The 13,251-nt window shown below is 41.6% G+C and carries 13 protein-coding genes; 11 read left to right on the forward strand and 2 right to left on the reverse strand.

Annotated features, from left to right (window positions below):
* The first annotated feature begins 36 nt into the window (after nucleotides 1–36).
* The 10 genes from HC643_RS05815 to HC643_RS05855 all read left to right on the forward strand — a co-directional run bounded on the left by HC643_RS05815 (nucleotide 37) and on the right by HC643_RS05855 (nucleotide 10,031).
* Nucleotides 37–2,271, forward strand: a complete 2,235-nt coding sequence (locus HC643_RS05815; RefSeq protein WP_050046379.1) for a PAS domain-containing sensor histidine kinase — start codon at nucleotides 37–39, stop codon at nucleotides 2,269–2,271.
* 44 nt (nucleotides 2,272–2,315) lie between these two features.
* Nucleotides 2,316–2,762 (forward strand): response regulator, encoded by a 447-nt coding sequence (locus HC643_RS05820; protein ID WP_038088823.1) that lies wholly within the window; start codon nucleotides 2,316–2,318, stop codon nucleotides 2,760–2,762.
* Between the two features lie 10 nt (nucleotides 2,763–2,772).
* Complete coding sequence (locus HC643_RS05825; protein WP_038088822.1) at nucleotides 2,773–4,356, forward strand: hybrid sensor histidine kinase/response regulator; 1,584 nt, start codon at nucleotides 2,773–2,775, stop codon at nucleotides 4,354–4,356.
* A gap of 18 nt (nucleotides 4,357–4,374) precedes the next feature.
* Nucleotides 4,375–4,920: an RDD family protein gene (locus tag HC643_RS05830; RefSeq protein ID WP_038088820.1), complete on the forward strand. Its 546-nt coding sequence runs from the start codon at nucleotides 4,375–4,377 to the stop codon at nucleotides 4,918–4,920.
* A 44-nt stretch (nucleotides 4,921–4,964) separates the two neighbouring features.
* Entirely contained in the window at nucleotides 4,965–5,159 is a 195-nt protein-coding gene (gene rpmG, locus HC643_RS05835) for a 50S ribosomal protein L33 (RefSeq protein ID WP_072040800.1), read from the forward strand.
* A gap of 2 nt (nucleotides 5,160–5,161) precedes the next feature.
* Complete coding sequence (gene rpsR / locus HC643_RS05840) at nucleotides 5,162–5,377, forward strand: 30S ribosomal protein S18 (RefSeq protein ID WP_038088818.1); 216 nt, start codon at nucleotides 5,162–5,164, stop codon at nucleotides 5,375–5,377.
* A 274-nt stretch (nucleotides 5,378–5,651) separates the two neighbouring features.
* Nucleotides 5,652–7,697, forward strand: coding sequence for a ribonuclease catalytic domain-containing protein (locus tag HC643_RS05845; protein WP_050046378.1), 2,046 nt, complete (start codon nucleotides 5,652–5,654; stop codon nucleotides 7,695–7,697).
* A gap of 2 nt (nucleotides 7,698–7,699) precedes the next feature.
* Entirely contained in the window at nucleotides 7,700–7,804 is a 105-nt protein-coding gene (locus tag HC643_RS42520; protein ID WP_408019783.1) for a DUF6888 family protein, read from the forward strand.
* Nucleotides 7,805–7,878: 74 nt separating this feature from the next.
* A complete protein-coding gene (locus HC643_RS05850) occupies nucleotides 7,879–8,622 on the forward strand; it encodes a metallophosphoesterase (RefSeq protein WP_038084940.1) in 744 nt (247 codons plus the stop codon).
* A 593-nt stretch (nucleotides 8,623–9,215) separates the two neighbouring features.
* Nucleotides 9,216–10,031 carry a carbon-nitrogen hydrolase family protein gene (locus HC643_RS05855; protein WP_038084938.1) on the forward strand — a complete coding sequence of 272 codons (816 nt, stop codon included), beginning with the start codon at nucleotides 9,216–9,218 and terminating at the stop codon, nucleotides 10,029–10,031.
* A 116-nt stretch (nucleotides 10,032–10,147) separates the two neighbouring features.
* Here the strand turns inward: HC643_RS05855 and HC643_RS05860 are convergent, their stop codons facing one another.
* Complete coding sequence (locus HC643_RS05860; protein ID WP_038084937.1) at nucleotides 10,148–10,462, reverse strand: type II toxin-antitoxin system Phd/YefM family antitoxin; 315 nt, start codon at nucleotides 10,460–10,462, stop codon at nucleotides 10,148–10,150.
* A 45-nt stretch (nucleotides 10,463–10,507) separates the two neighbouring features.
* Nucleotides 10,508–10,819 carry a Txe/YoeB family addiction module toxin gene (locus HC643_RS05865; protein WP_336604286.1) on the reverse strand — a complete coding sequence of 104 codons (312 nt, stop codon included), beginning with the start codon at nucleotides 10,817–10,819 and terminating at the stop codon, nucleotides 10,508–10,510.
* 549 nt (nucleotides 10,820–11,368) lie between these two features.
* Between HC643_RS05865 and HC643_RS05870 the strand changes: the two genes are divergently transcribed.
* Nucleotides 11,369–13,201 carry a polysaccharide deacetylase family protein gene (locus HC643_RS05870; RefSeq protein ID WP_038084932.1) on the forward strand — a complete coding sequence of 611 codons (1,833 nt, stop codon included), beginning with the start codon at nucleotides 11,369–11,371 and terminating at the stop codon, nucleotides 13,199–13,201.
* Nucleotides 13,202–13,251: the final 50 nt, after the last annotated feature.

Genomic DNA, 13,251 nt, shown 5'->3' on the forward strand with positions numbered 1-13,251 from the left:
GGTTATAAAGTTTTAGCTTATATGTGGTAATTCAAGATGGAAGGAGTGTCTGAAAGAATTTTTACAGGTGGGTTCACCTTGGTATTGCAACTCTTGAGCGGAGTCAGTTACTCCTCTAATGTTGCGATTATTGAAGACTTGCTGGTTTTGGGTCTTCTGTTTGGATTATTTTTTCTACTGAGGGGGCAAATTCGCACCTGGCAAGCCGTGTTAGAGGAACGGAAACTAGTAGAGTTAGAGAGCCGAAAACTCGCCCAAATGTTGGATTGTGCCAATGATACAATTATGGTTCGCAGCTTGGACGAACGAATCACTTATTGGAACCAAGGAGCGGAACGACTGTATGGGTGGAAAAAACAAGAAGTTTTGGGAAAGTACGTTCATATACTTTTAAAGACCGTTTTCCCCAATCCACTTGAGGAAATTAGAAAGGAGTTTTGGCAAAAAGGGTATTGGGAAGGTAATGTAACACACACACAACGAGATGGCAAGCAAATAACAGTAGCCAGTCGCTGGACATTACAAAGAAATGAAAACTATCAACCCGTAGCTATTCTTGAAATTAATAACAATATTAGCGATCGCAAGCTAGCTGAAGAAGCGCTACAAAAGGCTATGCTTGAATTAGAAGGACAAGTGGAAGAACGTACAAAAGAGTTAACGCAGACTCTAGAGCAACTGCAACGAGAAATTTTAGATCGCCAACGCGGGTTAGAAACACTTCATCAAAGCGAACAGCGCTACCGTTCCCTCGTCACCGCCACTGCTCAAATGACTTGGATTGCTAATTCTGAAGGTGATGCCATTACCACAAATTCAGGTTGGCAGCAAGTTACAGGGCAAACTCCAGAAGAGGTAAAGGGACAAGGATGGTTGAACGCCATTCATAGTGATGACAAAGCACAATTGCAACAAATTTGGATGAATGCTGTAGCAAGTAAAAGTTTGTATGTTGCTGAATTTCGATTGCGAACAAAAAATGGCAATTATCGAGATTATATAACACGGGGAATTCCTGTTTTGAACTCCGATGGCAGCGTTCGAGAGTGGATAGGTGCTTGTACGGATATTACCGAACGCAAAAAGGCAGAAAAAACACTCCGAGGTAGCGAGGAACTTTACCGCACTCTGGCGAGCAATTTTCCCAATGGTGCGGTTTTGTTGTTTGACCGAGATTTACGCTTTACCTTAGTTGAAGGTGCTGATTTACTGGAAATTGGTTTGAGTAAAGAGCTATTAGAAGGTCAGACTCTTTGGGAAGTCTTTCCACCAGAAACTTCTGCTGGGCTCGCACCATTTTACCAAGCAGCTCTAGCGGGCGAGACAAATGTTTCAGAAGTTGATTATCGCGATCGCGTTTATAAGTTATACACCCTTCCCGTCAAAAACGACATGGGGGAAGTCGTGGCTGGAATGGCGATGACACAAAACATTACACAGCAAAAGCAGGTAGAGCAAGACCTGAAAAACGCTAAAGAAGAGTTAGAAATTCGGGTTCAAGAACGGACAAAAGAACTGACTGCGGAAATAGCCGAACGCAAAGAAGCCGAAAACAAATTAGAACAAACCATGGAACATTTAAAACGTTCCAATCAGGAACTAGAGAGATTTGCCTTTGTTGCTGCACACGATCTCCAAGAACCATTACGTGCAATTACTGGTTATACCCAACTTTTAGCACAAGAATACCAAGACTATCTCAACTCGTCTATTCAAGAATATATGGGTTATATTGTGGAAGGATCGACAAGAATGCAGCATTTGGTTCGCGATTTGCTGGTTTACTACCGCGTTGGATCGGTTACTAGATCCTTCGCCCCTAGTGACTGCAATGCTATACTGCGGCAAGTGGTCAGACACATACAACCTTCTATTACTGAAAGTCAAGCGATCGTCATTTATGAAAATTTACCAACTGTGACTGCCGAACCAACTTTACTCATTCAATTATTTCAAAATCTAATTGACAATGCTATTAAATTTCGGGGCACGGAAACACCACAAGTTCGCGTAACAGCAGAATTCACAAAAAATAACGAATGGTTATTTTGTGTAAGTGATAATGGAATTGGGATAAAACAAAGGTATTTAGAGCGAATTTTTGAAATTTTCAAACGACTCCATACTCAAAAAAAGTTTCCCGGTACCGGTATTGGTTTAGCTATTTGTAAAAAAATAATAGAACATCATGGAGGAAACATTTGGGTAGAATCTGAGATGGGAGTGGGAACAAAGTTTTACTTTACGATTCCTCTATCAGACCCACAGTAATTTGAAAATATGAATCGTTAATATTTATAAATAATTAAGTACTTATGAGTGACAACCAAAACTTGCGACCCGTTGAGATTTTGCTCGTAGAGGACTCATATAGTGATGCCAATCTCACTATCAAAAGCTTGGGTAAAGCTAGTATCGCCAATAACTTACATTGGGTAGAAGATGGTGAAGCAGCAATTGAGTTCTTGCGACATCAAGGTGAGTATATCACAGCTACACGTCCAGATCTGATTTTACTCGACCTTAATCTTCCGGGATTGGATGGGCGGGAAGTCCTCGCAGAAATCAAAGCCGATCCCGATCTCAAACGTATCCCTGTTGTGGTTTTGACAACGAGTGCAGATGAACAAGATGTACTTAAATCTTATGACTTAAACGCCAACTGCTATATTACTAAACCTGTTGACATTCACCAGTTCCTACAAATCGTGCATTTGATCAATGATTTTTGGCTAGCAGCAGTTAAGTTACCACCTAAATAAGCTTATTCTTATGAACAACACTTCAATTAGCATTCTCCTAGTAGAAGATAGCCCCAGCGATGCCAAACTTTTGCAGCAAACCCTATCACGTTTGGGCGGTGAAAAATGGCAGGTAAGCCACTTTGAACGATTGGTTGATGCCATTGATGCTTGTAGTGACAATGGCTTTGATATAGCTTTGTTAGACCTCTCGCTCCCTGATTCTGAGGGTTTGAATACTGTTGCCGAATTTCATGCAGCGGAGCCAAATATTCCGATTGTGGTGCTGACTGGTTTTGATGATGAAGAAATTGCCTTACAAGCTGTGGCAAAAAGAGCGCAGGATTACCTCGTTAAGGGACAAATTACTCCCCAACTTTTAGGGCGTGCTATCCGTTATGCTATTGAGCGGGGACAAGTTCTCAAAAAAATGGAGGAAAGCGAGCGTCGCTTTCGAGGGATTTTTGAACAAACATTCCAGCTCATGGGATTGCTTTCTCCTGAAGGTATTGTCTTGGAAATTAACAAAACAACTCTTGACATCTGTGGTGTTGAGACGGACGCTTGTGTGGGGAAGCCTTTTTGGGAACTTCCTCGGTGGAATTACTGTGAAACAAGCGAGTGGTTAAAAACTGCAGTTGCTAAAGCAGCCAGTGGAGAGTTTGTTCGTGAAGAACAGCAAGTTTGCGGACAAGACGATACGGAAATATGGATAGACTTCTCCCTCAAACCGTTGAAAGACAACACGGGAAAAGTTGTCTTGTTGATTGTTGAAGGTCGCGATATTAGCGATCGCAAACGTGCTGAAGCAGAAATTAGGAACGCTTGGGAAGTAGAACGGGATCTTAACGATCTAAAATCTAAATTTGTGTCAATGGTTTCTCATGAATTTCGCAATCCCATGACTGTGATTCGGACTGCAGTCGAAATTTTAGAAACCTATAACAAGGAATTGAGCGAGCAGCAAAAAGGGAAATACTTTGGGCAAATTCAAAGTGCTCTTCGCCAAATGTTGCAACTCTTAGACGAAGTTTTGTTACTTGGCAGAAGTGATGCCGGAAAATTAGAGTATCAACCTAGCGCACTAGATTTAGATAGTTTCTGTAACGAACTTGTGCAAACTTTACAACAGAGTGCGGGAGAAAATTACCAGATTAATTTTAGCATACAAGGAGAACAGACTTCAGTAGAAATGGACGAAAATTTACTGCGTCATATTCTAACGAATTTACTGTCCAACGCTATTAAATATTCTCCTAAAGGAGGAGCTATTCAATTTGACTTGGCTTATCAAGACGATCGGGTTAATTTCCGAATCCAAGATTCAGGAATTGGGATTCCATTAAAAGACCAACAACGATTGTTTGAAACTTTCCATCGAGCTAGTAATGTTGGTCGAATTCAAGGGACGGGATTGGGACTTTCAATTGTGAAAAAATGTGTGGAGTTACATCAAGGTTTGATTCAGCTAGAAAGCGACGTAGGAGTTGGAACAACGTTTACAGTCACGTTACCGTTAAAACCTAACAACCCTAAGTCTGGGGAATTGACTGACGAGCCCTGGGACTCTCAAAAATCAGCTTTAAATCCCGATTACTATAGAGATGAAAGCTAAACCCACACACCTAAATGTATGTCTATCGAGCGAGTTCCCCCCAAGCACTTTCCCAAAGTTGAGTTTGGACGGCGAGGTATGGCGTTGGGCGTTGATTTTCTCATTGTCTGGGTAGTCAGCTCTTTGTTGGGTGGTTCTCAACTCGGCGTTCACATTGTTCAAATATTTGTCTTTATTGTAGGTTGGGCAATTGTACGCGTTGTCGTACCTTACAACAATCAAGGACAAAGTTTGGGGCGCTATGCTTTTGACATTAAGGTGCTAGAAGTGGAAAGCACTCGCGTTCCCGATTTACAAACATTTTTGCGGCGAGAAGGAATCGTCTGTTTGAGTGCGCTGTTGGTTTCTATTACTCTCAGTAACATCATACGCAATCCCACTGCTATACTTCTATTGATTCCCTTAGCTATTGATTGCGGTGCGGCTTTCTCCGACACGCAGTTTCGCCAAACTTTGCATGACCGTTTTGCCAAGACTATGGTGATTTCCTCGCGTCGCGGCTATTCGCTTGATATAAAAGTTAAGCAAATAGTTGATAAAGTGCGACGTAATATGAGACAATAGATATTTGTGTTAATTCTCAACAAGCTGTATTTTTTGATAGGCTTATGGCTAAGAGTAAAGGTGCCCGTATAGTAGTGACACTAGAATGTACTGAGTGTCGTACAAATCCAGAAAAGCGCACTTCTGGGGTATCGCGTTATACAAGTACCAAGAACCGTCGCAATACAACTAACAGGCTAGAACTGAAAAAGTTCTGCACTCACTGTAACAAACACACTGTTCATAAGGAAATTAAGTAGAGATGAGCTATTACCGTCGTCGTTTATCTCCAATCAAGCCAGGAGAACCCATTGATTACAAAGATGTAGATTTGTTGCGTAAGTTTATCACCGAACGAGGCAAGATACTCCCCCGTCGGATTACAGGGCTTACAGCACAGCAACAGCGAGAGTTAACACTAGCGATCAAACGCTCCCGGATTTTGGCTCTGTTACCGTTTATTAACGCTGAAGGCTAAATTGGAAAGGCGTGAATTTTGGATGCGTGGATGAGTGGATTATCCCAAAACGCCAAAAATACTAATGTTGTGTTGGAATTTGATACCATAAGTATTCAATCCAAAATCTAAAGTGGAATTTGATATTATAGGTATTCAATCCAAAATCTAAAACTTAGAATAGGATTTGATACCAGTAGGTATCCAATCCAGAAATCACGTCACTTGCGGAACTCGGGGGAATCTCCGTAACGCAGTGGCTCCAAAATCTAAAATCTAAAATATTGCGAGGCTTGTGGAGAAGGGGACGCTGGTTGAATTTAGAGTAGGTAGCGATCGTCGTTTGGGTGTAGTAGACCGTCCAGACGGGAAAGCTCGTTGGTTTGTAGTGGATGAACGTGGTCAATCCCACAGTCTCGCACCTCGGCAAATTACCTATACAGTAAGCGGACAAACCTACAAGCCTTCGCAAATTCCTGAATTTTTGGCAGAAATTAAGCCTTATTTAGATCCATCAAGCCTGGAAGTCGCATGGGAACTCCTCGCAGAAACAGGGGAAACAGCCACTCCAGCAGAAATGGCGAATTTATTATTCTCAGAATCAGAAGCGCATCATCGTTACGCTGCTTACTACCTGTTATCAGATGACAAGATCTACTTCAAGCAAAAAGGGGATGCTTACGAGCCGCGAACATCTTCGGCTGTGGCAGACCGCAAACACCAACTTGAAGTAGAAGCGCTCAAAGCTAAGGGACAGCAAGAGTTTTTGACGCGAGTAGAAGAGGCACTCAAAGGAGAAGCAGTGGAGTGGCAGCGCCACGACCGCCACAGGTTAGAAGCCCTAGAAAAGTATGCCTCGCTCCTCGCAGATATTGTTCGTGTGGGTTTAAGTTATGACAGTCTTGCTCGCGCTTATCCACCACCCCAACCAGTCCAAGAAACAATGAACTTACTGGGACGCCCCGCAACCCCCCAAGGAGCTTTTCAGCTCCTGATCGACTTGGGTTGGTGGAGTGAGCACGAGAACTTATTTCTACGGCGTTCGTCGATACCCATACAATTCCCTAGCAAGGTAATAGAAGTGGCGCAACAGCGATTAGACTCACATCTACCAGATCGAGATATTAATCGTCTGGATCTCACGCACTTGAAGGTATATACGATTGATGACGAAAGTACCACTGAGATAGATGATGGTGTGAGTTGGGAATCACTTCATGATGGCAGGGAAAGACTGTGGGTACACATTGCCGACCCAACACGCTGGCTGTTACCAGAAGATGATTTGGATTTAGAAGCTAGAAAGCGAGGTAGCACCGTATATTTACCCACAGGCATGATACCCATGTTCCCAGAAGTCTTGGCAACAGGACCTATGAGTTTGGTGCAAGGGAAAATTTGTTGCGCCCTAAGCTTTGGAATTGTTTTAAATGAAGCAGGAGCTGTAGAAGAATACAGCATTCATCCAAGTCTGATTAAACCAACTTATCGCCTCACCTATGAAGACGTAGATGAAATGCTACATTTGGGTGTAGAGGCAGAACCAGAAATCGCTGCGATCGCTCAATGGGCAAGTCGGCGTAAAGCTTGGCGGTATGCCCAAGGAGCTATCAGCATTAATATGCCAGAGGCAATGATTAAAGTTAAGGGAGAAGATATCAGCATAGATATCTTAGAAGATTCCCAATCCCGGCAATTAGTTGCTGAAATGATGATTCTTGCCGGCGAAGTTGCTGCTAAGTACGGTCAAAAACATAACATACCTTTACCCTTTCGCGGTCAACCGCAGCCAGAGTTACCACCAGAGCAAGAACTCGTACAACTTCCCGCCGGGTTTGTGCGTGCTTGTGCCATGCGTCGCTGTATGCCCAAGAGTGAAATGAGCATTACCCCTGTACGCCATGCGGGTTTGGGTTTAGATACATACACTCAGGCGACTTCTCCCATTCGCCGTTACAGTGACTTGCTCACCCACTTCCAACTGAAAGCACATCTGCGAGGTGATGTGCTCCCGTTCTCAGCAGAACAACTTAAAGAAGTTATGCTGTCCGTATCTACCATCACCCAAGAAGTGACAATGGTCGAGCGGCAAACAAACAGATACTGGGCTTTAGAATATCTGCGCCGCAATACAGATAAAGTTTGGGAAACAGTCGTTTTAATGTGGCTGAGGGAAGACAGTGGTTTGGCACTCATTCTGTTAGAAGAATTGGGCTTGCAGTTACCAATGATTTTCAAACGTTCTGTGAAATTAGGCGAACAAATCTTAGTCAAAGCCGCTCATTCCGATCCCCATAAAGATGTGATTCAGTTCCAAGAAATTATTTATCAGGAAGCGTAGTAATGCAACCAACGTTAGAGCAGTTACAAGAATGTTATAGAATATGTAGCGCTCTAACTAATATGTATTTACACGCTTCAGTTAGTAAGGATAGACAGGCGTTCTGAAGAAGTTTATATACTGGCAGGTAAAGAACTAGATCTGAGCAGAAACAAAGGAAAACTACTCTTTACTACTGTTAATGAAAATTCAAATACTTAGCGATTTACATATCGAATTTCAACCTTTTTATATTCCCGATGTAGATGCTGATGTGGTTGTCCTTGCAGGAGATATTCATTTAAGAGAAAAAGGAGTGAGTTGGGCAATAGAGAGCATTCCCAATAAACCAGTTATATATGTATTAGGTAATCATGAATATTATGGTTCAGCGTATCCAAAATTGATTGATAAACTAAAAGATTTTGCATCACAAACAAACGTTCATATTTTAGAAAATGATATTTTTACTTTTGGAGATGTTACATTCTTAGGTTGTACTTTGTGGACTAATTTTGAGTTATTCGGCGATCCACGTGTAGCTGGTTATGAAGCAACTCAAAAGATGACAGATTATCAAAAAATCAGATTAAGCCCTCAATATTCAAAACTCAAGTCTATAGATACAGCAAGGATTTGTAAAAATTCTGTTAATTGGTTAAAAAGTAGTTTGTGTAATTTATCTGGAAAAATTGTCATTGTTACACATCATGCTCCCAGCAAACAATCTGTTCCTTCAAAAGACAGAGAGGATATTTTAAGCGCTGCATATGCTTCAAATCTTGATAATTTAGCCTCTGAATCTAATGCTGTGTTATGGATTCACGGTCATATTCACAACCAATTACATTACACAATCGGTTCAACTCGCGTTATTTGTAATCCACGTGGTTATCCAGATGAACCAAATATTTTTTTTAATCCACAATTGTTGATAGAAATTTAAGACATAACACAATAAAAATTTGCTCTCCGGAGGGACAAGTTCTCAGTCACAAGGCACGGGTTACCCTAGTATTCGCAATAAATTTGTCATCATTATTCAGCTTTTTATATGTGGAATTATTGACATTGACTCCGATGAAAAGTTTTAAGTAGTGTAGGTAGTTGCTCTACCACACCAAAGCTTGATTGTGGCGGGCTAAAGCTCACCTACGTATCTATCACGAATCCAATAGGATTCCTTTACTCTTTTATTTGTTAAGTTCGGTAAAAATATTGTAATTATTACTCCTTATATGCAAAGAATATTAAGATATGTAAATAATAAAATTTCTGCAAATTTGGTAAGTTCCTCTTAAATTAGACTAAGCACTTCTCTATAAGGATAGATTTTGATATTCTACTGTTCAAGTCAAACAAAACTTCAACTAGCAGCTATCATGTACTATCCTGCATCAAGAATGCATAAAAGCGGTCATTGCAAATGGATAATTGGGCATCAACTGTGAGTTCTTCTCCCTTGTCTCCGTTGTGGTCGTCTCTAACTCCTAACCCCTCACCCTTTCTCACACACATCTACTATTTCGTTCTAAATCTATGAAGTCTTATTTAGCCGCCGCTATTCAAATGACCAGCGTGCCTAACTTAGAAAAAAACTTGGCACAAGCTGAAGAATTAATCGATTTAGCCGTGCGCCAAGGTGCTGAATTAATTGGATTGCCAGAAAATTTTCCTTTTATGGGAGAGGAAAGTGAAAAAATGGCTCAAGCCTCGGCGATCGCTCGTGGCTCGGAAACATTTCTCAAAACGATGGCGCAACGCTATCAAGTGACTCTATTAGGTGGCGGCTTTCCAGTTCCAGTAGATGATGGTAAAAAAGTTTACAACACTGCCCTACTCATCGCTCCCAACGGTCAAGAACTTGCTCGCTACCACAAAGTCCATTTATTTGATGTTAACGTTCCTGATGGCAATACTTATCGAGAATCCAGTACAGTCATGGCAGGTGAGCAACTTCCTCCAGTTTACTATTCACAGGAACTGGGTAACATTGGGCTTTCTGTTTGCTATGATGTCCGCTTTCCCGAACTTTACCGACACATAGCTTATAAAAATGGGGATGTTTTGTTTGTACCTGCTGCTTTTACAGCCTTTACAGGCAAAGATCATTGGCAAGTTCTTTTACAAGCCCGTGCTATTGAAAACACCTGCTATGTTATCGCTCCAGCACAAACAGGGCTTAACTATGCTCGCCGTCAAACCCACGGACACGCTATGATTATCGATCCTTGGGGAGTTATTTTAGCGGATGCTGGGGAAAAACCAGGAGTGGCGATCGCCGAAATTAATCCTTCGCGAATTGAACAAGTGCGCCGTCAAATGCCCAGCCTGCAGCACCGCATTTTTGTTTAATCTATTAATTTTTAGGTTTGCTAAATCCCTGCTAGATCTCCGCTTCTTTAAGAAGTCGGAGATCTAAACCAACTTCACCCCATTCCCAGGCGTGTCTTTACTCTGTAAATACAAAACTAACTAGCTGCAGCAACATCACTACCTATATCATTTTCGTTTAATCCTAACTTCTTATATAGTTCGTTAACATTTTGAGGCTCAATTGTTCCCGCTTTTGCACGTTTTAGAGCAGTCAGCAAACGACTAGAATTAGCAGGTGAACGAAGTAAGTACAAAGTTTCTAATAAACTGTTAAATTCTGCTTCAGAAATTAAGACAACATTTTTACCCTCAGGTTGGCTAATAACTACGGCTTCACCTGTTTCTAAAATTTGACTGAAAAGATTTTCTATGTTTCCATTAAATTCTTGCCATGAAACTTTAGCTAACATAAATATTTAACTCCAAAGCTCTTGATCTTATCTTTTTAAGTATTTTTATTCGTAGTGATACCGAGCTTTGAGAAAATTAATTCGATCTTCACTCACTAAGTACACAAGTCGATGTTCTTGATTGATACGACGCGACCAACACCCCATATACTCATATTTTAGCGGCTCGGGCTTACCGATACCTTCAAATGGTTGTCGTAAAACTTCCTTGACTATTTTGGGTATACGAAGCGCCATTTTTCGGTCTTTATCAACCCAATACTCTAAGTCTTCTAAAAATTCTGGCTGAAACACAGCTATGCGATCGCGTTTAATCTCATCGTCAGCATTCATGCGGTGTTCATAGATTAAGTACACAGTAAGAGTATCTGAATTATCCTACAATCCTATCTTATAGAACGCCTTTGGTTGTGCAAGCAACTGCTAACAACGCTAAGGGGGCGATCGCATTTAAAAATTAACGCCAGGGAGGCAAGGTAAGGCGACCTTGGGAACATAGCGTTATCTGTAGCAGCTTAACCAACTTAACGGAAACCGAAGGAACATATTGCCTGAGACATCCAGTCAATTTAATATAGCCGTTCTCATCCTTATGAAGGTACGCGGTTATCCACGTGCGTCTGCATAAAAAAATCCCTATACTTCATCCTTTTTTGTAACACTTAAGCAAGGCTTATTTTATACTTAATCTTTTTTAAAGATTTGACGTTGTATTTTGAGAAAAAAAAGCCATAATGTGTAGGCGTTGCTGCGATCGCAAAGCGTACCCTACTACCTAACCGTACTTTGTGCGGTTATCATGCGCTTTTAGAGTAGGGGAGGTGTTTCTTCAAGAAACACATCGGTAATATAAGGGTTATCGCAGTCAAACTCCGATCGGCAAGCAAAATTGTTTTCCTTAAACTTATGAAGCTAAAGACAAATACTTATATCTTGAAGCACTTATTTCTTAATCTTAGGCCGCAGAGTTTATTTTATACCCTTATTTGTGGACTGTTTGCTGTTTCCACCTTCTTTCCGGAACCAGCAGTCGCCCGCCGCCGTGTTAAAAAAGTCATTGAACCTCAAAATACGACTGAGATCGGTGAAAGTTGCAGTCAGCCCGATATAAGAATTAACAATCAATTTTCCCTTGCTGCTAGCAATTTTGCGCTTATGTCTACTGTAGTCAGCCAACCTAAAATAGGGCTGACATCTCTCATTGAGTCTTTAGGTCCCTATGTCTTTGCCTTCCTCAATCGCAGTGATGGTATTACCATCAACGAGCGGGCAAAACTAGCTAAAGTCCCCATCTTAATGTATCACGATATACTCCCTAAAAAAGAAGTCTTTTTTGATGTCACTCCAGAAGAATTAGAAGCGCATTTTGAGCTATTAAAAGAGAATGGTATGACCCCCATTACTCTAGACCAGTTAACAACTCACCTCCAAACAGGAGTTCCTCTCCCGGAAAAACCCGTTCTCTTAACCTTTGATGATGGTTACGGGGGACATTACGAATACGTGTATCCTTTACTCAAAAAGTATGGCTATCCTGCTGTCTTTTCAATTTACACTAAGGGAGTCGGCAATAACGTCGGTCGAACTCATGTCAGCTGGGAACAGCTTAAGGAAATGGCAGCCGATCCTTTGGTAACGATTGCCTCCCATAGCGTCAGCCATCCACGCGATTTAACAGCTCTACCTTCAGAAGAAATTAAAAAAGAAGTCGTAGAATCCAAAGCTATTCTTGAATCTAATTTGGGTATCCCCATTCGTTACTTTACTTATCCTGAAGGAAAATATGATGCCCAAGTTGCAAATGCGGTGCATGAAGCAGGATATCAGCTGGCACTGACAATGAGTAATACAGACGAAAAATATGCTGGTGCATCAGAGAGTTTGTTGGCAGTTTCCCGCTTTGGTCAATCTAGAATCAAAGAAGTGATAACTGAAGCTTGGGGTGGTCCCAAATTACCAAGCTGGAAAATCGGCTTTGACTTTAGCAGCCCCATACAAAAAAATGACGTCAATATCGACAAAATTCCCCTAGTCTTGGTTTCTGGTGGTAAACCAATCACCATTCACGCGGACAGCCGCTATCAAGTTGCAGAAATTTTAAATAAGAGTGGTACTAATGCTGTTGCTGCTATAGATGGCGGTTTCTTTTCTTTAAAATTCCTAAACTCCAATGTTATGATTGGACCCGTCTACAGCCAGAGTACAAGACAATTCGTTCCTGGCAGTGCTTGGGATATTCAAAAAATCGGCGGACGACCTTTAGTCCTAATTAGTCCGCACTCAGTGCGTTTTATTCCCTTTGATTCAACAAAGCACAATACTTTAGAGGGGATAAAGGCTGAAATGCCGGATGTAACTGATGCGTTTGTAGCAGCGGCGTGGTTGGTCAAAGATGGTCAGCCTCAAGAAGCAAGTACCTTTAATGGTCTGTATGGTTTTGATATACCCCGCCATAGAGCTTTTTGGGGCATTAACCAAAACAAACAACCCACAATCGGCGTTTCTCTAGAGTCTGTGGACTCTGTTTCTTTAGGAGTTGCACTTGTGAAAGCAGGGTTGCGAGATGTTGTCATGGTTGATTCCGGTCAAAGCGCTGCTTTGGTTTACCAAGGGGAATCTCTAGTACGTTACGAACCGCGTCCCGTACCTCATGCAGTTGCACTCTTACCATCATCTGCATCGACCACTCAAAATCCTTGTGTGCTCGTACAAAATAAAACAAAAAACCGGGGAACTTAAGCGCTACCCGGTTGAGTCTCATTAATACTAGAATCCTCAGTGACGTAGGG

This window comes from Tolypothrix bouteillei VB521301 (genome assembly GCF_000760695.4).
Taxonomy (GTDB): domain Bacteria; phylum Cyanobacteriota; class Cyanobacteriia; order Cyanobacteriales; family Nostocaceae; genus Scytonema; species Scytonema bouteillei_A.

What these genes read in the sequence shown, in the direction of transcription:
- HC643_RS05815 (WP_050046379.1), top strand. Translation starts at nt 37, where the DNA reads ATGGAAGGAGTGTCTGAAAGAATTTTTACAGGTGGGTTCACCTTGGTA.
- HC643_RS05820 (WP_038088823.1), top strand. Translation starts at nt 2,316, where the DNA reads ATGAGTGACAACCAAAACTTGCGACCCGTTGAGATTTTGCTCGTAGAG.
- HC643_RS05825 (WP_038088822.1), top strand. Translation starts at nt 2,773, where the DNA reads ATGAACAACACTTCAATTAGCATTCTCCTAGTAGAAGATAGCCCCAGC.
- HC643_RS05830 (WP_038088820.1), top strand. Translation starts at nt 4,375, where the DNA reads ATGTCTATCGAGCGAGTTCCCCCCAAGCACTTTCCCAAAGTTGAGTTT.
- rpmG (WP_072040800.1), top strand. Translation starts at nt 4,965, where the DNA reads ATGGCTAAGAGTAAAGGTGCCCGTATAGTAGTGACACTAGAATGTACT.
- rpsR (WP_038088818.1), top strand. Translation starts at nt 5,162, where the DNA reads ATGAGCTATTACCGTCGTCGTTTATCTCCAATCAAGCCAGGAGAACCC.
- HC643_RS42520 (WP_408019783.1), top strand. Translation starts at nt 7,700, where the DNA reads ATGCAACCAACGTTAGAGCAGTTACAAGAATGTTATAGAATATGTAGC.
- HC643_RS05850 (WP_038084940.1), top strand. Translation starts at nt 7,879, where the DNA reads ATGAAAATTCAAATACTTAGCGATTTACATATCGAATTTCAACCTTTT.
- HC643_RS05855 (WP_038084938.1), top strand. Translation starts at nt 9,216, where the DNA reads ATGAAGTCTTATTTAGCCGCCGCTATTCAAATGACCAGCGTGCCTAAC.
- HC643_RS05860 (WP_038084937.1), bottom strand. Translation starts at nt 10,462, where the DNA reads ATGTTAGCTAAAGTTTCATGGCAAGAATTTAATGGAAACATAGAAAAT.
- HC643_RS05870 (WP_038084932.1), top strand. Translation starts at nt 11,369, where the DNA reads ATGAAGCTAAAGACAAATACTTATATCTTGAAGCACTTATTTCTTAAT.